This window comes from Arthrobacter sp. NtRootA1, assembly GCF_019976975.1.
GTDB lineage: Bacteria > Actinomycetota > Actinomycetes > Actinomycetales > Micrococcaceae > Arthrobacter > Arthrobacter aromaticivorans.
Map to the genome: position 1 here is coordinate 1,144,234 of NZ_AP024630.1, position 22,035 is coordinate 1,166,268.

The 22,035-nt window shown below is 58.0% G+C and carries 19 protein-coding genes and 1 pseudogene; 9 read left to right on the forward strand and 11 right to left on the reverse strand.

Annotation, left to right across the window (positions count from 1 at the left end):
* The first annotated feature begins 34 nt into the window (after nucleotides 1-34).
* A complete protein-coding gene (locus LDN90_RS05405) occupies nucleotides 35-307 on the forward strand; it encodes a hypothetical protein (RefSeq protein ID WP_223948251.1) in 273 nt (90 codons plus the stop codon).
* 123 nt (nucleotides 308-430) lie between these two features.
* Here LDN90_RS05405 and LDN90_RS05410 read toward each other — a convergent pair whose 3' ends face one another.
* The 5 genes from LDN90_RS05410 to LDN90_RS05430 form a co-directional block, all read right to left on the reverse strand.
* Complete coding sequence (locus LDN90_RS05410) at nucleotides 431-1,177, reverse strand: hypothetical protein (protein ID WP_223948252.1); 747 nt, start codon at nucleotides 1,175-1,177, stop codon at nucleotides 431-433.
* Nucleotides 1,174-2,094, reverse strand: a complete 921-nt coding sequence (locus tag LDN90_RS05415) for an ATP-binding cassette domain-containing protein (protein WP_223948253.1) — start codon at nucleotides 2,092-2,094, stop codon at nucleotides 1,174-1,176. Before LDN90_RS05415 ends, LDN90_RS05410 begins: the two co-directional genes overlap by 4 nt.
* Nucleotides 2,095-2,413: 319 nt before the next feature.
* Nucleotides 2,414-2,821 carry an SRPBCC domain-containing protein gene (locus LDN90_RS05420; protein ID WP_223948254.1) on the reverse strand — a complete coding sequence of 136 codons (408 nt, stop codon included), beginning with the start codon at nucleotides 2,819-2,821 and terminating at the stop codon, nucleotides 2,414-2,416.
* Nucleotides 2,818-3,132: a metalloregulator ArsR/SmtB family transcription factor gene (locus LDN90_RS05425; protein WP_223948255.1), complete on the reverse strand. Its 315-nt coding sequence runs from the start codon at nucleotides 3,130-3,132 to the stop codon at nucleotides 2,818-2,820. The genes LDN90_RS05420 and LDN90_RS05425 overlap by 4 nt, the downstream gene beginning before the upstream one ends.
* A gap of 71 nt (nucleotides 3,133-3,203) precedes the next feature.
* Nucleotides 3,204-4,064 (reverse strand): VCBS repeat-containing protein, encoded by an 861-nt coding sequence (locus tag LDN90_RS05430; RefSeq protein ID WP_223948256.1) that lies wholly within the window; start codon nucleotides 4,062-4,064, stop codon nucleotides 3,204-3,206.
* Between the two features lie 226 nt (nucleotides 4,065-4,290).
* On the opposite strand from LDN90_RS05430, the gene LDN90_RS05435 reads away from it, so the two are divergent.
* Nucleotides 4,291-5,631: a hypothetical protein gene (locus LDN90_RS05435; RefSeq protein ID WP_223948257.1), complete on the forward strand. Its 1,341-nt coding sequence runs from the start codon at nucleotides 4,291-4,293 to the stop codon at nucleotides 5,629-5,631.
* 100 nt (nucleotides 5,632-5,731) lie between these two features.
* Nucleotides 5,732-8,632 (forward strand): NPCBM/NEW2 domain-containing protein, encoded by a 2,901-nt coding sequence (locus tag LDN90_RS05440; RefSeq protein ID WP_223948258.1) that lies wholly within the window; start codon nucleotides 5,732-5,734, stop codon nucleotides 8,630-8,632.
* Nucleotides 8,633-8,950: 318 nt separating this feature from the next.
* On the opposite strand, the gene LDN90_RS05445 is transcribed toward LDN90_RS05440, so the two are convergent.
* Together LDN90_RS05445 and LDN90_RS05455 are read right to left on the reverse strand one after the other, a co-directional pair.
* Nucleotides 8,951-9,127 (reverse strand): hypothetical protein, encoded by a 177-nt coding sequence (locus tag LDN90_RS05445; protein WP_223949385.1) that lies wholly within the window; start codon nucleotides 9,125-9,127, stop codon nucleotides 8,951-8,953.
* 443 nt (nucleotides 9,128-9,570) lie between these two features.
* Nucleotides 9,571-10,050 carry a very short patch repair endonuclease gene (locus LDN90_RS05455; protein ID WP_223948259.1) on the reverse strand — a complete coding sequence of 160 codons (480 nt, stop codon included), beginning with the start codon at nucleotides 10,048-10,050 and terminating at the stop codon, nucleotides 9,571-9,573.
* A gap of 281 nt (nucleotides 10,051-10,331) precedes the next feature.
* On the opposite strand from LDN90_RS05455, the gene LDN90_RS05460 reads away from it, so the two are divergent.
* The 5 genes from LDN90_RS05460 to LDN90_RS05480 all read left to right on the forward strand — a co-directional run bounded on the left by LDN90_RS05460 (nucleotide 10,332) and on the right by LDN90_RS05480 (nucleotide 18,246).
* Nucleotides 10,332-11,765, forward strand: a complete 1,434-nt coding sequence (locus LDN90_RS05460) for a DNA cytosine methyltransferase (RefSeq protein ID WP_223948260.1) — start codon at nucleotides 10,332-10,334, stop codon at nucleotides 11,763-11,765.
* A 64-nt stretch (nucleotides 11,766-11,829) separates the two neighbouring features.
* Nucleotides 11,830-12,882 carry an MvaI/BcnI family restriction endonuclease gene (locus LDN90_RS05465; RefSeq protein WP_223948261.1) on the forward strand — a complete coding sequence of 351 codons (1,053 nt, stop codon included), beginning with the start codon at nucleotides 11,830-11,832 and terminating at the stop codon, nucleotides 12,880-12,882.
* A 1,085-nt stretch (nucleotides 12,883-13,967) separates the two neighbouring features.
* Nucleotides 13,968-16,136, forward strand: coding sequence for a hypothetical protein (locus LDN90_RS05470; protein ID WP_223948262.1), 2,169 nt, complete (start codon nucleotides 13,968-13,970; stop codon nucleotides 16,134-16,136).
* 489 nt (nucleotides 16,137-16,625) lie between these two features.
* Entirely contained in the window at nucleotides 16,626-17,186 is a 561-nt protein-coding gene (locus LDN90_RS05475) for a toll/interleukin-1 receptor domain-containing protein (RefSeq protein ID WP_223948263.1), read from the forward strand.
* A gap of 445 nt (nucleotides 17,187-17,631) precedes the next feature.
* Nucleotides 17,632-18,246, forward strand: coding sequence for a dihydrofolate reductase family protein (locus tag LDN90_RS05480; protein ID WP_223948264.1), 615 nt, complete (start codon nucleotides 17,632-17,634; stop codon nucleotides 18,244-18,246).
* Between the two features lie 52 nt (nucleotides 18,247-18,298).
* Here the strand turns inward: LDN90_RS05480 and LDN90_RS05485 are convergent, their stop codons facing one another.
* The 3 genes from LDN90_RS05485 to LDN90_RS05495 form a co-directional block, all read right to left on the reverse strand.
* Nucleotides 18,299-18,544, reverse strand: coding sequence for a hypothetical protein (locus tag LDN90_RS05485; protein ID WP_223948265.1), 246 nt, complete (start codon nucleotides 18,542-18,544; stop codon nucleotides 18,299-18,301).
* Nucleotides 18,545-18,737: 193 nt separating this feature from the next.
* On the reverse strand, nucleotides 18,738-19,220 hold the full coding sequence (locus LDN90_RS05490; RefSeq protein ID WP_223948266.1) for a hypothetical protein: 483 nt from the start codon (nucleotides 19,218-19,220) through the stop codon (nucleotides 18,738-18,740).
* 2 nt (nucleotides 19,221-19,222) lie between these two features.
* A complete protein-coding gene (locus LDN90_RS05495; protein WP_223948267.1) occupies nucleotides 19,223-20,110 on the reverse strand; it encodes a nucleotide-binding protein in 888 nt (295 codons plus the stop codon).
* Between the two features lie 138 nt (nucleotides 20,111-20,248).
* On the opposite strand from LDN90_RS05495, the gene LDN90_RS05500 reads away from it, so the two are divergent.
* Complete coding sequence (locus tag LDN90_RS05500; protein WP_223948268.1) at nucleotides 20,249-20,464, forward strand: hypothetical protein; 216 nt, start codon at nucleotides 20,249-20,251, stop codon at nucleotides 20,462-20,464.
* 879 nt (nucleotides 20,465-21,343) lie between these two features.
* Here LDN90_RS05500 and LDN90_RS05505 read toward each other — a convergent pair.
* A pseudogene (locus LDN90_RS05505) lies at nucleotides 21,344-22,033 on the reverse strand (FAD-dependent oxidoreductase); the annotation flags it as partial.
* Nucleotides 22,034-22,035 lie beyond the last annotated feature (2 nt).

The following is a 22,035-nucleotide window of genomic DNA, read 5'->3' on the forward strand; positions in this document are numbered from 1 at the left end:
TCCGGACGGCAGGCAAATGTGGAATGTTCACACCATGACCGACGATGATTTGACTGAACTTCGGGCGCAGGCAGACCAAGGCAGCCAGAACGCCATAGACCAGCTTGTGGAACTTGCCGCTGAGCGGGGCGACCTTGAGGAACTGCGTCGTTTTGCCGCGCGGGGGAGTACCGACGCCGTGGACCTCCTCATTGAGCTTGCCTCGGAACGTGGCGATGTGGAGGAACTTCGGCGCCTCGCGGACGGCGGAAGCCGGACGGCTGCCGAGGTACTCGCCGAAACCGAAGAGGAATACGGCCCGGAATGAAAGCCCTTGGCGTCAGACTTCCTGTTACCTAGAGCCGAGGCAATTAGGTCTGAGCCTCGGCGATCACACGATCTTGTTGTGTGCTGGTTTCCATCGACTTACTCCATTCCCGCGTAACACGAATTAGACAACATCCTTGGTTCGGTTTCTCCAGATACCGATCACACAAGGAATAAGAATCCATAGGACAGCTGAAGATGCAGCAGCTGCAGCGTTGCCACCTTCAGTCAGAACGTTGGTGAACGTGGCTGATTGAAGAAATGGCGTGGCATCGCCAGCGACCAGGCCAATCAACGAGTCGAACACAAAAGACTGAAACAGCACAAAGACAATGGCGAGTGGCGTGGACAGGAGCGCGGAAGCGACCGCAGCCCCGGACATGACGCCAACCAGGGTGGCACAAACCAGTAGCCAGACACTCCTGCTCAGGCTTCCGAACATGATGTCCGAGCTCGTGAAAACGGAGAAGCCTGCCGACACGGCAAATGCCACAGCACAAATCACCAGCATTGTGGCGAGACCAAAGATGGCCACAGCGATGTACTTTGCCAGAAGCAACACTCCCCGCCTTGGCTGCAATACGAAGAACTTCACGTTGTCCCGGTGCTGCCAGTCGGAGGTAATCGCGAGAATCGAAATAATTGGCGCACCTATGCCAGCGGGCAAGGCCAAGGCTGCAAGCATCATGGACATGTCAATCGGCTCATTGCGGCTTGCTGAGACGGCCACGAACGCGACGATCATCAGGATGCCGAGAAGCGTCATGCTGAAGAGAAGCCATCGTGAGCTGCGGGTATTGATGAGTTTTCGCATTTCGACGTAGACGGCAACGCCGATGGGGTTCGATACCGGACTGCTGATGCCGCTCATTTCCCCTCCTCCGTCCTGGAGACCGCTGCAAACTCCGGGGAAGTCAGTTCACTGTAGTAACTTTCCAACGATTCCACGGGCTTTCTGTGCAGTAGGCTCACTTGGATGCCATTCCTCCAAAGGATTTCACCGACGTGCTCGGGGGACGACATAACTGAGATTCGCTCATTCGCGGAATGAGGGGCCTCGGCCAGTGCAATTCCCTCGGCCTGTAGGACTCGCCTGATTTCAGACCTCTGAGGGCCATCGACTTCAGTGACTTCCGTTCCTCCCAGGTCTCCTATGGAGGAGTTGGAGATCACGCGGCCGCGGTCAATGATGACCACGCGATCTACATAGGACTCAAGCTCATTGAGCAAATGGCTTGAGATGAGAACGGCACCACCGTCTGCGGCAAATCGCCGGATGGATGCCTTAAGCCAGCTCATTCCCTCGACGTCCAACCCGTTGGCTGGTTCGTCCAGGACGACGTACTTGGGTTTTCCCAGAAGTGCGATGGCCAAACTAAGGCGTTGGCGCATGCCCAGGGACAGGGAGCGTACTTTTCTACGACCCGCACTGGCAAGACCTACCGACTCAAGAACGGCATCCACCCTTTGCCTGGGTAGCCCCATCATTGCGGCGGTCAAAGTGACTGTTTCGCGGGCCGACCTGCCGGGATGGTGCGCCGAAGGATCGAGCAGGAAGCCTATCTGTTCCCCTGGGTTCAGCAGTTCGTGGAAGGGCGAGCCAGCAATCGTAATGCTGCCGGCATCCGGCCGGGTCAGGCCCGCGATCATTCTGAGCGTGGTGGATTTCCCGGACCCATTTGGCCCGATGAACCCGGTAATCGTCCCTGGAGCGCAGCTAAAGCTCAACTCGTGGACGGCCTTAATGTTTCCGAATGACTTCGAGATGTTATCCAGTCTCAGGGTCATAATTTCGCGCTAGTCCGTTCTGAGCCAATTCTCTTGATTATTGCTCGTGAGGACGATGCCACTCATCGGTGAATTCATGAAACCCCTTAGCATTGCACTCATTGTGAGTGCATTGCTAACTTATGGGGTCCATTTAGGGTTAGTCAAATCAATTTAGTTCTAGTGTCCATAGGCAACATATCCTTGGGGATCGACCACTGAAACAGGCTTTCCTAGCACAAATAAAAGAAACCAGCTTGTCAACAGGCAAATAGTTACGGGCCAGTTCGCACTATCGAGAAATTATCCTTGGGCCGTACCAAGCCTTCCTGAAAGAGCCTTAACTAACGCTGACCAACACTTGGTCGATGCGGGCCAGGAGACCCGGCCAGCCATTGCCCATGCCTTCAATGGCTTGCCGCCCCAGGGGTGTGTCCAGGTTGAAGCCGGCGTGCTCGAAGTGAAGGATGGTGCCGGTTTCGGTAGCTTCCAAGGCCCAAGTGATAGTGGTGTCCAGGGTGCCTTCTGCGAAGACGAACGTGATGGAGATGCCGGGTTCGACGGCGGTGACTTCGCATTGCTGCTGACCCCAACCGCCCATGTCCATGGTGAAGCGGTGGCCCACCACAGGTGCGATGTCGCCGGGAGCCCACCAGCGGGCGAGGAGTTCAGGCGTTGTCAGCGCAGCCCAGACGGACTCGCGGGAATGGGTGAACGTGCGCTGTAGACGGATGGCGTTTTCGGTCATGGGGTGTTTTCCTCATCAAGTAGTTCGGCCAGGGCGTCGAGCCGCTGGTTCCAATATTGCTCGTAGTTCTTCAGCCAATCGCTGGCATCCCGGAGGCCCAAGGCCTCCAGGTGGTAGATCCTGTTCCGGCCTTGCCGTTCCTCCCGGATCAAGCCGGCTTCCCGCAGGACTGCCAAATGCTCGGACGCTGCAGAGCGGCTGAGGTCCAAGCGGCCTGTTAGATCGCCCGCCGTTAGGGGGCCCTCACGGAGGCTATCGAGGATGGTACGCCGCGAAGGGTTCGCGAGGGCGCCGAAGACATCAGGAAGCACTCGAAGATGATATGTCGGAAATTTCCGAAATGACAAGCCCAGTCGGGCTGCGAGCGAAACGCGAAGGGAGATCAGACCAGCGCGGTCATGACATTCCAGCCTTCTCCGATCTGTTTCGGCGGCTCCAGGTGACGGCTTCCAATCCCGGCATAGAGCCAGAGTATGCCGTTGGTATCCCGGGCGATGATCTGCGCGTATCCCTGGTAATTGTTGTCGAAGTTGCCGGTGGCGATGATTGCCGTCATGGTGTTCCAGCCTTCGCCGACTTGCATCCGCGGGAGCCACCCGCCGGTTCCGTTTCCGGGGTAAAGCCAAAGGCCGCCGCTGGTGTCCCGGGCAAGGAGGTCCATTTTCCGGTCCTCGTTGAAATCGCCGCGACCAATAAGGGCCGTCATCACGTTCCAGCCTTCGCCGATTTGGAACCGGGGGAGCCACCCGCCGTGGTGATCTCCCGGATACAGCCAGAGCCGCCCGTCGGCATCACGGGCCATGAGATCTGCCATGTAGTCGCCGTTGAAGTCCCCAGGTCCCACCAACGCAGTCATGACGTTCCAGCCGACGCCCACCTGCATGCGCGGCTTGAGAATTCCAGCGCCAGTGCCAGGGTAGAGCCACAGGTCGCCATTGGCGTCCCGGGCCAGGAGGTCATCCGTGAACTCGCTTTGGAACTTGCCCGGACCGACGATTGCGGTCATGACATTCCAGCCCTCGCCCATCTTGAAACGGGGCTTCTTCCAGCCGCCAAGGCCATCGCCGGCGTAGACCCAGAGATCACCTGCTGCGTCTCGGGCAAGAACGTCGTGAAAGTAGCTGGTATTGATGGTGACGTAATCCCAGTTGTTGCTGGGGACGCTCAAAGCCCGGGTTGCGGACATGTCTGCCTGGGCGGGAACGTTTGTCAGCGCGGCAACCACAACCGCGGCAGTTGCCAAGGCCGTCGCAACCAAAAGTGGGCGTCGCCGACGTCGGGCCTTTCTCGCTTTGAGCTGCGCATCAGTAGTCCACCTTGATCGGAACATCACCGTTACCCCCATTAGCAACATAGCCATCACGCGATGGACCGGAGCTTAGCCGGATCGCCGAAGTTTTGTTAGGGGCTGGAGGAAAGCCCTGTCATCCTATAGACAGGTTTCACCATCGGGACGGAATCGAGGAGCAATGAGGCGGGTTCGCTACTTCACAGCGGCAGCAGCGGTTGCCGTCCTGTTACTCTCCGGCTGCACCGGAACAGCGGACCCCAGCGCCCCGCCGTCGAGCCCGTCAGCAATCCCCACAGGCACGGCGCCCGCGTCATCCACAGGCTCGCCATCCGCAACGCCCCCGGCGGTGTTGGCCAAACTCCCTAGGATTCCCTGGGACGGTGGTCCTGATTTCTATAAGAAGTTCAGCAAGGCGGACGCCGCAGGGTGGGATGATCCCAACTTCTTCCCCATCGGAGTTTGGTACGCATCCGCGAATGGTGAACAGATGCAGTTCGACAAAGCGCATGGCATCAACTTCTACGTCCAGTTCAACCCGGACACTGACTATGCCCTGTTCGATCAGCACGGCATGTTCTCGCTGATGAAACCAAAGAACGCACCCGACAACTGGGCGCAACTACCAGGTAACTACGTTGACGACGAAGTGGATGGCAGGTTCGGTTGGGACGAGGGCGTTGCCCACATGAACCAGACGATCAAAGAGCTGAAGGCCAAGGAGGAGGGCCGGTTCACCTACGCCAACTGGACTCCGTCCCTCATCAGCTACGACGCACCGATGGACATCACCAAGCGTTATTGGGAGACCGTGGACGTGTCCTCGACGTCCAACTATTACTACGCAGGTGCCTGCCGCGATTGGCGGCTCCGCACACCCCAGGGATACAACCCGACGACGACGGCCACCTGCCAGACGTCGTCCGCGTACGCGAAAGCCATGCAGGTGATGCAGGAGGTCAACGCCGCGAGGGGTGTTTACACGCCCATCTGGATGGTCCCCACCGTGCTTAGTCCTGAAGGGGAGCATGACCTCTCCGACCAGATGACGCCGGACAGGGTGAAGGCGCAGGTGTGGGCGATGCTCATCCACGAGTCGCGCGGAATCGTGTGGTTCACGCAGTCACCTGGAGGTGGGGACGACAACCCGTGCATGTCCGGAGATGCGCTCGCCGATGTCCGCATTCACAACACCGCCTGCTCCCGGGATCAAGTGCAAGCCATGGGTGAGGTCAACGCGGAAGTAAAGGCTTTGGCGCCGGTTCTGAACACGCAGAGCTATGTGTGGAACTTCGGTGATGGGCTGGACACCATGCTGAAGAGCTACAACGGCGACGGCTACATTTTCGCGATGACGCAGGACGCGCAGACCGGGCAGCGGACCTTCACCCTGCCAACGGGTGTCACTCCCAAGTCGGTTGACGTGCTGAACGAGAACCGCACCATCGCCGTGAAAGACGGGAAGTTCACGGATGACTTCCCCGTTGAATCCACCCACCACGTCTACAAGGTGAGGCTGTAAGGGCGCTGAGCCCGCGTGTTCAATCCTGTGCATTTCGTTGCTCTTCGCAGTGCCACCACAAGAGACTCCTTGAGGAAACCCACTCAATGAGGAGCCTCACTTGCACCCACAAACCTTGGCCAGGCGTCTGGCCGCAACCACCGCATCCGCGGCCCTGGCAGCCGCCACGCTGGTAGCCGCCGGAGTCGCAGCCAGCCCCGTAGCAACCGCAGCCGAACTGCCTCCACCGCCCACCGGCGTCGTATATGCCAGCGACGTTCCATGGTCAAGCATGACCAACGGTTGGGGTCCCGCTGAACTGGACATGAGCAACGGCGGCCAAGCGCTCGCGGACGCCAATCGCGCGCCGCTGACCATCGGCGGCACCGTGCATGCGAAGGGCCTCGGAACCCACGCGGCGTCGTCCATTACGTATAACCTCGGCGGGCAGTGCCGGCAATTCCTCGCGCAGGTGGGTGTGGACGATACCCAGGGTGACCGCGGCCGGGTGGACTTCAAGGTCCTGGTGGACGGCGTGGAGCGTTTCGCGGGGGAGCGGAGGGGAACGGACGATGCCCTGCCCGTCAACGTGGATCTCCGGGGCGGGACCACGCTGCAGCTCAAGGTGGAGCCCGGCCCGGAAGGGAACGGCAACGATCACGCCGACTGGGCCGATGCGAAGCTCAACTGCTCCGACCAATTCCTCGCCGCGCCGCTGCGTCTCGAGGGCTCAGCCGGGACGAACCTCAACTCGCTTGTCCCAGGGACCCCGGCTACCGTCGTCGTGCGTGACCTGCAGCCGTTGAGCCCCGTGAGCCTGAGCCTCCGGGGCGAAAACGTGGCCGACGCCGTTGCTGACGCCACCGGCGTTGCGACCATCACCTTCGTGGTGCCTGCTGGAGCCGCAGGCGGAACGACGGAGCTCGTCGCCACCGGCACCGGCCCGTTTGATGTGGCCACCACGGGCAGGATCGGCGCGCTGATCGTGCAGATCAGCGATGCGAAGTTCTACGTGGACTGCTCGGCCGCTACTCCCGGTGACGGCAGCCAGGCCAGCCCGTTCAACTCGATCGCCCAGGTCAACGGCCACGGCGCGTTCAACGCCGGTGAATCGGTCCTGTTCCGGGCCGGCACGGACTGCACAGGCGCCCTGACGCCGGTGGGCACCGGCGTCGCGGACCACCCGATCACTCTTTCGAGCTACGGCGACGGCGGCAAGCCCACCATCAATGGCGGCGGCGCGGTGGCAGCCATCCAGATCACCAATGCCAGCCACTGGACGGTCAGCGGACTGCATGTTGTGAACCCGTCGGACACTCCCGTGCGCAGGGTGGGCATCCTCTTTGAGAACAGCGGAACGGCACAGACCGCCGGAATCGTGGTCACCGGAAACCATGTGGAAGACGTGGCTGGCTGGCGCAACAAGGCTACGAACGGCGCTGGGTTTGCCCAGTCTGCCGGCATCATGGTGCGCACCTGGGGCAAGGGCTCCGTGGACGGCATCACCATCACTGACAACGAGGTGAACGATGCCGCCGGCGGTGGCGTGAAGATCTCCGCTCCGGACACCACCGAGCGCTACAACACCAAGGTCTACGTAGCCCGGAACAAGATCCACGACGTGGGCGGCGACGCGATCGTGATCCACAATTCCGACTCACCGCTCATCGAGTACAACAGTGGACTCAACCTCGGCCAAGGCGCCCACCCGTATGAAGGTGGCAACTTCGCCGGCATGTGGCCGTACAACTCCAAGAACCCTGTATTCCAGTTCAACGTCGTGGGCAACAGCACCACCTCTGTGTACGACTCCACGGCCTGGGACTGCGACATGAAGATCGTGGGAACCTGCCTCTTCCAGTACAACTATTCGTACGGGAACGCGGGCGGCTTCTACCTGAACTGCGTCTCGAACTGCGGCGGCGGTGCCACCGCGGCGAACGTGGTGCTGCGGTACAACATCGCCCAGGACGACTGTCGGTTGGGCGGCAGCAGCAGCGGTACGGGCAAGCACTACATCTACAACAACACCTTCTACTGCCCGTCGCGCGTCTTCCTGGACGACATGACCGGCCCGCGGGAGGTCCGTAACAACCTCTTTGTGGCGCCGGGCGGTGCTTTGAAAGCCGCGTCGGCTGTGTATGCGAACAACGCGTACTACGGCGGTATTTTGCCTCCGGCTGGTGAGACTGGTTCGGTGTTGGGGGATCCTCGGTTGGTTGCTGGCGGAAGTGGGCAGTCTTCTCTGTCAGTTCCGGGGTATCGGCTGCTTTCCGGGTCGCCTTTGTTGGGTGCTGGTATTGCGATTAACGACGACGGCGGCAGGGACTTCTTCGGGAATCCCACCTCTGGTGCCTCTTCTGTTGGGGCACCGAATATCGGTGCTTACCAAGGGCCTGGAATTGCGCCTGCTGCGCTGCCTTTCGGTTCTTTGGTGAACCAGACGTCGGTGGCGAACGCGGCCAATCCGCGTAATGGGGCTGTTACGGCTGATCGGAGGACGTTCTCGGAGGAGGCTCTGGCGGCGGCTGGGTTGGTGAGCGGGAAGCCGTACTCGGCATTTGGGGTCTCGTCCGTTTGGCATCCGACGGCGGTGGGGCCGCCGGATACTCTGAAGGCTGCCGGGCAGGAAGTTGCTGTTTCGGGCAAGGGGCGAACCTTGCTGGTGACGGGGTTTTCCACGGGGAACGTGTCCTCGGGCGTCGCGACCGTGCACTTCACGAACGGGCAGAGCCGGCAGGTGACGCTTTCTCTGCCGAACTGGCTCTCCGGGGTCGCTTCGGATACGAGCGTTGTGGTGGCCACGTCGGCCTATCACCAGCGGCACACTCAGGCTTACATCGGTGGGTCATCGACCGTTGTGCGGGTGGATGAGCCGGCCCGTGTGTTCGCCACGAAGATCGACATTCCGCCGGCGTTCGAGGTCTCGAGCGTGACGCTGCCGCAGGGGAGTGCGCTGGTGGACGAGGGGCTGAACATCATGGACGTTGCGGTGGGGAATTTGCCGGTGGGGTTGGGGTGATTCCTGCCGGCTGATTGAAGGAGGAAAGGTGTGGGACCTGCTGGAGAGTCGGGTCCACAGCTGTTCACGCCGTTGCCCATGTCTTCGAGTGTTTAAGCGACGGTGTTGAGCGGCGGGTGGACACGCGGAGAGGTTAGGCGTTGTCGAAGCCGAGCACCGAGACGTCCTCGGGGACTCGTGGGCCGCGGCGTTGGCGTTCGTTGACCACGCGCCCTGTTCGCCGCGGATGGCGACCGCCTGGACGGGGATCGCGGAGCCGAGCAATTGCCGGAATTCTGGAGTGATGACCGCCGAAATCAGGATGGCGCCCGCCACACTCTAGGTACGGAGTGTACGGAGGTAGCCGGAGACGAACATCGATTTGGCACCTGCGCGGCCGAGCATCACAGCGTAACCGCGCTCCTGGGCCTCGAGTTCCACGCCTTGCATGACGTGGGAGGCCATGGCGTCGGACACCATGGCGTCGGACACCATGGGTGCCGGAAGGCCGATCACCGATGTTTGCCGGGTTTTCAGGCGCCTGGCGAGGTTGTCCGCTTCGTAGCTGAGCTACCTGACGGCTTCCTCTACCCGTTGTCGAGTCTCGTCCGAGTAGCCCATCAGGCCATCGACGACGCGAAACCGTGGCGGGCGAAACGCCTACGTGCTTGGCGACGTCGCGGATGGTGGCCATGTGGGTCCTTGGGTGCTCTTCTTGGCGGGGCTTGCACAAACGGGTTACGTAAACGGTTGCGTAACCCGGCTCACCCAGCATGGGCACTGGTGTGGGGAGGGGCCATGTTCGTAAACGGGTGTGGGCGGCATGCTTGTTGCTAGGGCCGCCCTGCGTCCCTGGTTGAACGTGTAATTGCCGCCGGCTTCCTGCCATCACTCCGGCGTTGCGCACAAAGAATACCTGACATGGAGAGGTGGGTTTGCCCTGTCACGATTGGTCGATCTCAAGTCTCTACCTCGACAAGACTGATGATAAAAAGTCCTAGTTCACGATTTAGATGGATCAGGCCTTTGCCCGAATCGAGAAATTTCTGCACCACTTCAAGATGGTTACCGTCGGACTTAACTTGGCACTCCCACACAACCATAACCTCCCAGCCCGTACCGCGGAGTTCGGATATCTGCCGAAGGTCCCGCACCCGATTCCGCTCGCGCTTGTCGTGCCAGTACTCTGTGTTGGTTTTTGGAAGCCTGGCTCCTACTGGACAGTCATGTCCGTGCCAGAAGCACCCATTCACGAATATCACTTTCTTGCGGGCCGGGAACACGAGGTCTGGCCGGCCAGGCAACGACTTGTCGTGAAGCTTGTACCGGTAGCCCGCACGATGTAACAGCGATCGAAGAACAAGCTCTGGCTTGGTATCCTTAGAGCGAATCTTAGCCATGTGCTTACTCCGCGCTTCAGGAGTCATGAAGTCGGTCACATATGAATGCTAATCGCTCGTCTTGTCGGCCGGGAGAACCAGTCGATGGCACCGATCCATCTGTTCCGGTGGTCGAGGCGGGGAAGCACAGTGAAGAGTGCTGGGCTGCCCTACTCCTTCAACGAGTGCGGCACACTTCCAACCGGACGTAGTTTGTCTGTCCTGCCACCTAGACTTGGAACATGCCGTCATCAGGACGGCATGTTCCATAGACAGTAAGAGGCGCTACCCAGTGTCCAACCAAAAACGCCGTGTTGGACATCCGGCAGAATGGACTAGTAATGAAATATGTTGACCTATTCTCTGGCTGCGGTGGACTGTCCCTTGGTCTGGAGCGGGCCGGTGCCGAGCTGATTCTGGCGGTGGAGAAGTCGGATATGGCAGCCCGGACGTTCTACCACAACCTGGTGGGCGACATGTCTGACAGCCGTGCATGGCAGAACTACCTTGGCCTATCCGAGCATGAACAGGTCAAATCGCGTGTATTCGTGAATGAACTTGGTGTACTACTCAGCAACGACGACGCGATGACAGAACTGGCGTCAGAAGGTCTCGATTTCGTAGTAGGCGGCCCGCCGTGTCAAGGTTTCTCGCTCGCTGGACGTCGAAATCCTGAAGACGTTCGAAATCGATTGCCGTGGCAGTTTTTGGACTTTGTTGAACGTACTAGGCCGCGTGCTGTAGTAATCGAGAACGTGGTCGGTATGGGGCGGCGGTTCAATACTGAAGAAGAGTCTTCATTCAACCAATTACGGACGGCCCTGGCCGAGACTGAGCCAGGTTACGTGGTTCAGGCCATGCAGGTAAATGCCGTACATTACGGCGCCCCGCAGCACCGACCGCGCCTGCTTATAGTCGGCCTAAGGGATGACATAGCCTCGTCCGTCCAAATCGAAGCAACATCTTCGATTTGGAAATCTAACTTTACGGATCTCATGGACGATGCAGTTCCTGCTTTGGTCCCGGTGCCAATTTTGAAGTCGCGTGAAGTTCGAACCGTTGGTGATGCTATTGCGGATTTGAACTTTCTCGGTAACAGTGGACTCACCCAGAACCATGAAGAGTACATCAAGATAATGTCGGACGACAGATGGGGACTTTCGCGCAAAGCAAATGGTGATAAGTTGAATCACATTCGTCGTCGTCACAATGAGCGAACCATATCTCGCTTTCGTTTGTATCAGTATCTTGCCGTTCAGGGTCTAAACCCGCGAATTTTGAGTCAAACGGTAGAATGTGATGAGCTTGAGGCACGCCGCCGTATAGAGTTGCAGCTTCAAGACGCCGACTTTCCAGCATATGCTCCTGATGGAACCCATCTGGCGGAAAATTTACAACATATGGTGCAACTGGTTTTGAGGCTGAGAACCAAGAAGCATTCTCAACGTGTACTTGCCTGGGCGGAGCCAGCGCGCACTGTAGTCACTCTTCCAGATGACTACGTGCATCCATTGGACCCCCGAGTGTTTTCAGTGCGTGAGCTAGCTCGTTTCCAGGGATTTCCTGATGACTTTGAGTTTCTCGGCAAGGAGACAACAGGGGCTCACCGCAGGAGGATTGAAGTTCCTCAGTACTCGCAGGTAGGAAACGCGGTGTCTCCACATCTGTCGTGGGCGATTGGTAAGATGCTTCGCGGGATTTTGGATACGGTCGAACCGTCGTTCGACTCCTTTGAGTATGTAAATGGGGACAACCTTGTCGGTTCCATCGCCTAGTGTTGTAAAGTTCCTCGCAGAGAAGTCCATACGCTTCAGTTACATTAAGACGACTGCGACAGGCATGCGAAAGTCGATCCTTGACGCAACGACAGACTTCAGGGAGTTAATGAAGTCATCGGGGTTCCACGACTACGACACGCAGGGATTCGGACCTACCTTTAAGGTTTTGATACCTGTCGACGTGATAACGCGTTCTGGAGAGCTGGTCCCGTCGTCCATGTCTCTTTACCGTGCCAAGAGCAGAGGTGATGAGCGTGTCTGGCTGCGGTCGATAGATAACGTACTTAATGCAGGACAGATTCTGATTGTGGCGATCGTGGGCGATCGTATCCTTTGCTTCAACGGCTCGCATTCTCGAGAAGAAGATTATCGAGTCATTTCGGATCTTTTAAAGCGTGACAAAGGTCCATCGATCTTCGAAGAGCTTCTGGTGAAGCTTCGCGACCTAAGTAGCCGCGGCTTTATTCTGGCACCTGATGCTGGTAGTAGTTCCGTAGGACGTCTACTTGAGCAGGAGCTTGGAATACCCATGAATTCTTCCAAAAACCCCGATTTTCGAGGTATTGAACTTAAAGCCGGACGGATAACCAATGCGCGTTCAAACCTTTTTGCGCAGGTTCCAGACTGGGATATTAGCCAGATCAAGTCATCGACGAAGATTCTAGAGGCGTTTGGGTATGAAACTCCGGAGGGCAGGAAGCTTTCCTGCACCCTCTCGGTTCGTTCTGCTAATCCGCAGTCGCTGTTCCTTCACCTTGATAAGGATGCACAGCTTCTTCATGCTCGATTCAACCCCCTTGCTCCGGAAGATGTTGTTTCCTGGTCACTCCACAAACTAGAAGAGCGACTTAATCAGAAGCATGCTCAAACGGTATGGGTGGATGCCGTAAGTCGGATGGAGGGCGAGAAAGAGTATCTCCGTTTTGTGGGGCTCGAGCGTACCACCGAACCAATTTTCCCCGAGTTCGTAAGACTTTTACGACGTGGCAAAATAACTGTCGACTTTCTAATTAGGAATGAAGGAGACAAGGGGTTTTTATTCAAAATAAGGCCCGTAGATCGTTCTGAGCTCTTCAAAGGCTCTCGGTCCTTTGATCTTGTTGGGCCACAGTAGTCCTTGTTACGGACAGTTCCTCGCTATTAAAGGCATCGTAATCTCAACATCGTGGGAACCGTTACTTTCAAGCTGTTTGCCAGAGGTCCTCCTAGCTCAGCCTATTACTGAAATGGTTTCACGTTTTGATCGATTGAGCACTTCGTCTCCGCCTCGATAGAACAGGCGGTGGGTAGCGTGTGTTCGCACTCACCATGGCGAGCTGCAGGCAAGCGGAGGGCAGCCGCCAACAATTGCCAGGTTACTGGGATGGCGATCACTGGGCATTCCCCGTTGCCTCAGTTGAACTCCTCCGGCTACTTGTTGCGGTTTTGCCGGCTGGGTAGGCCGGCAAGCTGAGGTTCCAGGCAGTTTGATTGGCGTGGCAGGTGCGGCCTTCTCGCGGCAGAGCGATTGTTGCTAGTTCCGTGGTAAAGGCGAGGATGTGCCGTAAGAGGGCGCCGGGCTTGATTGGTTGAATGTCGCGTTCATCTGCATCACTGGGCTTTTGGGCCTCTTTTCGTGCCTGACTGAAAGCTTGTGAGGTGCGGTGGGGATGTCGTGTTTCGTAGTGACCGGAGCCAGCAGAACTGCACAACACCAAGGCCTCCACGATCTGTGGACCATACGCTCGCCCCGGTGCTGGTGGCCCCGCACACTGCTGAGCTCGGGCGCCTTCCGCTACGCGCCCCGGGCATTACCCGGTTCCAACCCGTCAACTCGACCAGCTCACCGAGGATCCGGACCTTCTGGGTACGCGTTGCCCGGGCGCAGGCACGTGCTTTGATCAGAGTGACCGCCTTGCGGTGGCTCATCGTCAGACCCATCCCTCAAGGATGTCCGCGACCACCCCCAACCGGACCTTTCCAATGAGGCAACGTGTCCAACTCCGCGGACCCTTTCCATGAGTCAACGCGCCAACTTGACATCTATTGTCCCTTGGTCTAGCCTGTCCAATGTATTGATTGTTGTTGGCTGGTTGATAGGTTTTTTCCAGACAATACTTGAACCACTCGGATTCTCGATGTGGTTAAAGGAACGTCGAATATCGAAATCCGCAACAATCCCATACTCCCCTTTGGCGCTCCGGATGAGCGTTTGGGGACATGATGGGTGTACTCGCCTCTGGCGGGCAACCCATTTTTTGGATCAAGGTGATTCAAAAGGAGCCCGAGGAGGCTATTTTTATGTCTGTTAAGAATTTCACGGGGGCAGCGGCCCGCGCCTGGCAAGAAGCAAACGTCGACGATGACGAATCAGGTTACGTCACGCCGTACCTTGCTGTCGCCGAAGCACTTCGAACGCAGAATGGCAAGGCTCGCGCTGCGGCGTCTGAGATGTTGCAGGACTCTTTCGGTCTGCACGCTTTCGACGCTGCTACCATCGCTCGGTCTGCCGCAGACCTGACACAACTCCGAGAGGCTATTCGCTCGCCTCGCAGCCGCCGTTTCGGTCAATTCAAGATCACCTACATTGAATTCGACGTGGTTACCTGGCGGATCCTTCCATCGGTGGAAAACATTCGCTTCGAGGGTGAACGAGCTTGGAAGTCAGGAAAAGCTCTCCGTTATGGACCGATGACGCCGGGCGAGCCAGTTCTGGGCTTGAGCTGGCCAGACCCGGACGAACTTATCACTTCGTTGACTCAGCAAACCCAAAAAATCTGGAACCAGAATCCACACTCGAAGTCGATTCCTTTCCGCGGAATCGAGACCCCAGGACTTTTGGCTGTTGCGCGTTTGGCTTTGGGTGACGGCCCCAAAATCGGTGTGCTCGACGCAACTGACGGCTTTAGTCGTACAGTTGGTGCGCAGCGAGGTTCGGGCATCAGCATTTCGGACGTCTTGTTTGATCTGCAAGATGACGCCGTGGAAAATCGTTTGCGTCAAGAATTGATTACCCTTCGAGACTCGGGTGTTGCGGATCTCGAGAGCGAAGCCGCCTCTGTGTCGGCGGCCCGCCTTCGGTCCAGCGTTATGCCCCGGGCGCAGGTTATTGTCGGTTACGCCAAGATCGGTACGCCGGAAAAGCAGCAGCCGAGCTTCGATGAAGTGCGTCGTTCGCTTGTCGGCCATATTCACTTGGAACCGCCATTGACATTTGCGGACACCACTAAATTTGCATTGAAGTCGAGGATCGCTCTGGATGATGTGCACGCCAAGGGCCTTCTTCCTAAACTTGACGGCTTCTCAGATGAACGAATCTTGAGTGTGCTCCAGGCGGAAACCACGCAGGGCGGCGAGTTGGTCGCTGATGAGGATCCGAGCGCAAGTCCGCTGTTTGCCGACGAAGTTTTGGCTCTGGCTTTTGAGACTCTCGTGTCGCAAGGGAATCGCAGAAGGGTCTTAGCCGTAAATTCTGCGGTGTATGGGTTGACGGGTAAACGACCTAGCAGGGAAGAGCGAGCGGCCCTAGCCGCAGACGCTGCCTTGCGCGCAAACTGGATCATCTCGGGCAAGGAAGAGGACACCGCATTCAAAGGTCGCCGTTCGACGATGCAGAAGGTGCTTGCCACGACAACGCTTTCTGGGGCTAGGCTGAGCCGTCGCTCAATTCTCGATTTGGTCAACGACGCTGTAGAAAAACTGCAAATTCGGAACCAAAATCTCGATGACGTAAGTCGTGAGATTTCCAGCGAAGCGGCTGAGCTCGGCGTGCTGGGTTTGTATTGTCTTGTCGAAGGCGGTGCGAGTCCGTTATTGATTCGATCCACGGCTAAGGTTGGTGGAGAGTACCTTCCCGAACCTCAACAAATCATAGAGCGTATGGTCACATCCATTGCTGGCATCCAACAGCTGGGCCAGATTATCCTCGACGTTAGGGCAGGTTTCGAGCCGCGGTTGCTCAGGAAAGGGCAGAATGCATCGGATCAGTATCTGTCTGAGAATCAGCTTCTGACCCGTGAGGATCTCTTCCGGTACAAAAAGGACGGCTGGGCAACGCCGACTGACGATGACGCAGCTCCCGAAACTCGGCTTTTGGCCTACCGACAACGCCTTATTGAAGCGGTTGAAAGTGTGCAATCCACTGTTACAGCCATTCAAGGAATAGTCTCCGAAGAGAACGTCACTCTTGTTGATTCGCTCGGGTTAGACGTCGACAGAGAGTTCCGGGCATTGACTGACATTGTTACGGACCTTGGAATCTGGAGTCGTCTGGCGAAGCGGCAAAGCGGTGCGCCGGCGGGAGATCGCCCGGTAACACCATCCGAGCCCGTAGTGGACTTCGACGATGATCCTGAGTACCAGGAATACGAGCGCGACGGCGTCTACTAAGCCTTGTATATTGCCAGCATTTCCGTCGGCTAGCCATCGGTTCCTCTGAAGATTTGGCTGCACACTCTTGGGAGTGACGCCCGAGAGTGTGCAGTCACTTGATCTTGACATGGGGGAACAGGGCCTTGAGTGGTATAGAGAGATTGCCTCTCTGTTCATCGTCCAGGGATCCGTCTGTAGCGTTAGAGCAGGTAGCACGCTTCTACATAGGCGACTATCCACGCCTCATTGTTTGCTTCTTCCTAAGCACAGTTAGGGCCATCAGGCTTGCCTCCTGTCTCACTAATGCAAGACCGGCAGCTAACACTGCACTCCTTGAACCAAAACGCGCGCACGAACAGACCTCATGGGACCGTCAATCACACAGGTGTTGAGCATTTTAGGCACAGCCGCGATTAGCAATATAGAAATGCATGATCGTTCGTTAATTAGGTCTAAATTAACTGCGAGTTTATTCAAGAAGAAAACAAGAACAATAAGGAGATCTAATTGACATATTCAGAACATAAGTTTGATGAAAAGAAAGACCTCATCGGCCGCGATTTCGAAAACTCCAGACCCTGGCCGCAGGTGCGACAAACCCTGGCCCGCATCAGCCGTAGACCGCAGCGTAGCATCGACAAAGAGGGTTCGTCGAAGAAGAGCTGGGATGTATTCATTTCACACGCTAGTGAGGACAAAGCGGAGGTTGCACGGCCACTTGAGTCCTTTCTAGTCGGTCGGGGTGTCAGAGCCTGGCTTGATGAAGTGCAACTCAGGATCGGCGATGGTCTCCGACGTAGTATCGATACAGGTATCGCGGAAAGTCGATTCTCCGTAGTTGTGATCTCACCTAGTTTTCTCACTAAGAGCTGGACGCAGTACGAGCTCGATGGAATTTTGGCAAAATCGATGGCTCGGGAGCAGCTTATTCTACCAATTTGGCATGGAGTTTCACATGCCGAGGTTCTAAAGTTTAGTCCTAGCCTTGCTGATAAAGTGGCTCGATCGACACGTGAGCAGTCGATCAATCGGATTGCCGCAGAGATTTCCGAGGTGGTCAAGTCGTGAAACTACGAGTAATTTTCAAGCTGACCGCATAATCGTAACAAGCCCTCCCACAAACCCGGTTCCCGACTTCTTCGAAGCAGCCAAAGCCATCAAGGTTCGGTGCCAGTGTTCGTGGTACCCGCCAGATGTCTTTCCTGCTGAAAAGAACTTCGTATCGGACCTGCAGTCGATGGGCTGTCTGGTCGCTGGCTTCTTGACCTTTAACGCGCTGAGTTCGTATGGGGTCTACTCTTCCTATGAAGCCAAAGCTGCGACTGCAAGGTGCAGGGCTCAGGGTTCACTCGTTCGTCAACTCACGCTCCATCCACGGCGACGGTGACAGCGCAAGATGCTGTCGCCGTCGCCGACGTTGTCTGCTGACCATTGCCTTCGCAGCGGCTTCTGTGGAAGCCTCGTCATGATCCTGTCGCCGGGGTGACGACGGGCAGCAGGGAAGGAACCCGACATGGGACTGATCCATATTGACCTGTTCACCACGCTGGACGGCGTCGCGCAGGCGCCCGGTGGCCCTGAGGAAGATCCCGAGGGTGGTTTCGAGTTTGGCGGCTGGCAGGCGCCTCTGTTTGACGATGTGGTTGGCGAGCAGGTCGAATTAGGGATGGTGGGGATGGACGCGCTGCTGCTCGGGCGCCGGACCTACGACATCTTCGCTTCGTATTGGCCTCACCAGGACAGTGGAATCGCGCGGTTGTTCAACCGGATTCCGAAGTACGTGGCCTCGCGTCAGTCGCTGAAGCTTGAGTGGGATGGTTCCTCCCAGCTCGGTCCTGACGTGGTGGCTTCTCTGCGCGAGCTCCGCAACCAGCACGAGAACATTCACGTGATCGGCAGCCTGGATTTTGTGCAGACCCTGTTCGCTGAGCGGCTGTTCGACCGGCTCAATCTGTGGGTGTATCCGATCCTTCTGGGCCGTGGGAAGAAGGTGTTCGCCGAGGGGGTGGTGCCGACGAACCTTCAACTTATCGAGCCGGTGGTTGCCTCGCCAAAGGGTGCGGTGATGCAGCGGTACGCCCTGGTTGAGGGGACGCCTGGGGTGGGGGATATGTCGGAGATCGGTTAGGGGTCCACTCGTGCACCCCATTGGGGAGTGGGTAGCAGTCAATCGACAGAGTCTACGACTGAGGTTCGGACGGAAGTCCAAGCTGTTGTGGGACCGGCGGGAAGTCTGAGGTTCCCTTTACGTTGACCGCCCGCATGCCGATGAACAGCCACGGGGCCGGGTCAAAGATGACGTCGGTGCGAACCCCGTCCTCGGTTGTGCCGACGGCTGTCCCGGAGCGGCCATCCATTTTGGTCTGTTGTTCCGTGACGATGGCGCCGGGAACCAGGCTGCGGCGCGGTAGAGCGCCGCCCTCCATTCGGCCGACACGACTCAGGTGGCCAACTGACCCGCAATGAAGCTCCAGACGCTGGCGTCCTTGCCCTTGATCTACACTCGCGCCCCTCGACAAAGACCGCACCACTTATTCTGAACGTTCTATGGTCACTTGATAGCGGTTGGCTACGTACAGTAGGGGATGGCTAACCGCGGCTGTTTTTTCGTCGGTCCGGCTAAACTGCGTATGCTTCTCCACAAATGAGGCAATGCAAGGGGCCCGGGTGGTTTTCGGGGACTTTGACGGGTTCATAAGAGTGGCATGGGGAGACCACTATGACCATGTCGTCTGTTTCCACCAGCGGGTCCGGAAGTTCCGGTACGTCCAAATGGCCGGTCTGCTTGACCTTCAGGTGTTTGCTGTTCATGCCACGAAACAATCCGGATAGTTCTTCATCGAGTCGTTGCATGGTTGCCGCATCAGCGTGGCCTTGGATGAAGGTAGCCTGGGCGGGTGTGAACCATTGGTCTTTTAGGGCCGAGTCTCCGCATAGGGGGCAGTAGTAGATGGTTGCTTCTGGATGGAGTTCGCCTTCTTCGTTCGCCGGTCCACTATGCCATTTGAAGTCCCGGCCGCATGTTGGGCACTGTCGCCGGAGAAACCCATCGCTATCGACGGGGAGTTCGTAGGTAAAAGAGACTTCGAATCCTTCGCTCATGGTCAGTCCTGACTTACGAATTCATGCTGCTCGAATGGTGTGCCGTCCATGGTCGTTCCAGTGATCACAATGTTGAAGTGCGACTTAGCCCTGTCCGCCATCGTAAGTGGGAGCACGCGCAAGGATGCAATACTTTTGCCTTGCGGCAACTTGGGCAGCGGAAAGTCGTCTTCTTCCCGGAAGAGACCGCGTTCTTCACCTTCTGCTGGGTGGACGTCGAGGTCAAATACGTCTCCGGGGCCAAGGTTGGTGACGAGGATCTTCCCTAGCTTGTTGCCTCCGGGCATGGAGAGCCTGGCTGACAGCTTAGGCTTGTTTGATGCTTGGGAGGAGGGCAGCTTCTTGCCCATGGGTAGACCTCCACCGGCAGGGGCAGGGGGCGTCAGGTCTCCCGCCGTGTGCCAGTCGGTGCCGGTCATGTTCACGGCGCACCCTGCGTTTTTCAGCCGATTAGCAAGGTCTTGTCGTTTTGCTGTGTCGTTATCAAGTCGGACAACGTGTCGTCCTTGAATATCGCTGAATGTTTTTACCCTGCCCATCTCCACGAGGATTGTGCGGCGATCGTCGCGTCCCATCGCCATTCCAGCTTCGAATAGCACGTTTGGGCGCGGCTGCAGTTGGGGAGAGGTTTCGGGGTCATCCTCGTCAGCCAAGGAATCGTGCAGATAGGCGACATCATCAGGTGTCAGAAGAACCAGAATTGCCTGCGCCTCATCGAAGGCCGTAGTGAGCACGTCGCCAATGTACGGTGACGCGTGCCCGGTGTCGGCGACAGCTTGGGACCATTCCGTCGGATCGAGCCCTAACGATCGCAGAAACTGAAAAATCTCTGCCCGTAGTTTGCCGTTGCGTCCATGCACCACAAAGACTTTTCTACTGTTGGTTTCCAATGCCCCTCCATCGATGGATCCTATGGTGCAGCATATCCCTCATCACAGCTCCCGAAGTCCTAGTGCACTCTCTCTGGCTAGCCGAGAGCTCTGGAGGGTGAGCAGGACGTAGCCTTCGCGCCTGACGGATCGCTGTATGTGACGAGCCTGCTGACCCAGGAGCTGTCCGTGATCCGCTCTCATGCCAATGAAGTGGGCTGTTCCATCCCCACTGATGACGGCCCCGGTCTTCTGGCGGTGGCCCCGGACGGTTCTGTGGTCCGGTATTCCACTGCAGCCCTAGCAGCAAAGCCGCAGGCATCCACAGTTGCCACAGCAATGGCCGCATCCCCGGACCGGGAAGCGACTGCCTAACCAGCGGCCGGCTCCCCGAGTGAACTGCCCGCCGTGGCAGGCGGGGCGGCAGCAGCCTTCCTCGCCGCCGCCGCTTGGTCTATGGTGAAGGGCCGCGGCCGGAGGGCTCGGTCGGCCGCCGGCGCCAGCTAGCGATGACATCGTTTACATCCGTCTTCGAAAGTTCCGTGCAGTTGCTGGCTTAGGCCACGTACGTAAGGCCCGCACGATGAGATGCGCGATGATGGGACGATTACTGGAACCTCGTTCCTTATGTATGACTGGAATGAAATCGGCGCGTCTCAACGATCGATCAGGATCTCCCTGCCTAAAGAAACGCTCTCCTTACCCCGGATATAGAAGAGAATCAGGTCTTCGTCGGTCACGGACTAGCGGGTGCGCCCGGGCACCGTGAAGCGATAGCTGCGGGGCGAGCAGGCGATAGGCTCGAGTGACCCAACTCGATCGTTTGGTACGTTCCGCTTCGATGCGAGGGACATAGCTGACGAGCTGACCGTTAAGGGTAGTTCTCAGCCTCTACGGCAGTAGGCACCATCCAACTGGTCCGGTAAGTCGGTTACTGTCCAATGTCGTTGGAGTGGTAGCCGGTTTGAGGCGGACCTGATCCGAGATGGGTATAGGAGGGACCGATGCTGCGCGCTCCGCCGGGCCGCGTCAAGGACTGCCGAGAGAAACCGACCGTGCCGTCAGATTACCTGGTCGTCAATTGACCGTCGCCACCCGGCAGTGGAGGCCTGGTCGAGGCGTCGGATGGGTCAATCGACTACGGCGACGTCGACGCCGTCATCAACGACGGCGGCCGCTCCGGCAATGCCAGACATGAGGTCCCCGTCGCTTAGTTCTGTTCGGCGCGCCGAGTGTGTGTCCTCAGGCTATTGTTCACTCAGCCATCCGCCTCGCCACGTACTCCGCGTCCAGACCCACGCCGCCGAGGATCGAGGAGTAGTGCCGCGTCAGCCACGGAAGCCCTACGGCGTACAGGCCGGGCTGTTCGGTGACGCCTGCCGTGTGTTTTGGGTAGCCCCATTCGTCCAGGACTGGGATGTCGATGAAGGACAGATCGAGTTTGTATCCGGTGGCCCACAGGACTGACGTGATGTTCGCTTGGGCCAGGTTTAGTCGCGCGGACTCGGAGGGCAGCCAGTTATCGGCCGGTGTCGGAGGCTGCTCTTCGGCGTCGATCCCTGCCGCAGGGATGTAGGCGTCGATTGCTTTCCGCATGCGTTGGTTGAAGTTGGATTCGGCTGTTGCGAGGCGTTCGGGGAGGTCGTCGCTGAAGGTGACCTCGCCGTCGTCGATGCTTTCCAAGCGGCCGTACAGGTGCATGCCCCGGCGGCCGAGGTCGCGGAGGTGGATGTCGTGGCCGCCTTCGGTGCCGGAGAGCAGTGGGTTGCAGGCGAAGCGGGCGGCGGGGGAGGGGAGTGCCTCGCGGGTGAGGGCGTTGATGCCGTAGTCGGGGCCGTGTTTGGCGGTTTCGAGCATCCAGTAGATGAGGTCGTGGCCGCGGTATCGGCGGGGTGCTTCGGGGCAGGTGGAGACGGCGAGGTGGACTTAACGACCGGAGCCGACGT

Excerpts from the sequence above, each read along its gene's own strand:
- LDN90_RS05460 (WP_223948260.1), top strand. The coding sequence starts at position 10,332 with ATGAAATATGTTGACCTATTCTCTGGCTGCGGTGGACTGTCCCTTGGT.
- LDN90_RS05485 (WP_223948265.1), bottom strand. The coding sequence starts at position 18,544 with ATGGAGGGCGGCGCTCTACCGCGCCGCAGCCTGGTTCCCGGCGCCATC.
- LDN90_RS05415 (WP_223948253.1), bottom strand. The coding sequence starts at position 2,094 with ATGACCCTGAGACTGGATAACATCTCGAAGTCATTCGGAAACATTAAG.
- LDN90_RS05435 (WP_223948257.1), top strand. The coding sequence starts at position 4,291 with ATGAGGCGGGTTCGCTACTTCACAGCGGCAGCAGCGGTTGCCGTCCTG.
- LDN90_RS05405 (WP_223948251.1), top strand. The coding sequence starts at position 35 with ATGACCGACGATGATTTGACTGAACTTCGGGCGCAGGCAGACCAAGGC.
- LDN90_RS05420 (WP_223948254.1), bottom strand. The coding sequence starts at position 2,821 with ATGACCGAAAACGCCATCCGTCTACAGCGCACGTTCACCCATTCCCGC.
- LDN90_RS05470 (WP_223948262.1), top strand. The coding sequence starts at position 13,968 with ATGATGGGTGTACTCGCCTCTGGCGGGCAACCCATTTTTTGGATCAAG.
- LDN90_RS05480 (WP_223948264.1), top strand. The coding sequence starts at position 17,632 with ATGGGACTGATCCATATTGACCTGTTCACCACGCTGGACGGCGTCGCG.
- LDN90_RS05410 (WP_223948252.1), bottom strand. The coding sequence starts at position 1,177 with ATGAGCGGCATCAGCAGTCCGGTATCGAACCCCATCGGCGTTGCCGTC.
- LDN90_RS05465 (WP_223948261.1), top strand. The coding sequence starts at position 11,830 with ATGCGAAAGTCGATCCTTGACGCAACGACAGACTTCAGGGAGTTAATG.
- LDN90_RS05490 (WP_223948266.1), bottom strand. The coding sequence starts at position 19,220 with ATGAGCGAAGGATTCGAAGTCTCTTTTACCTACGAACTCCCCGTCGAT.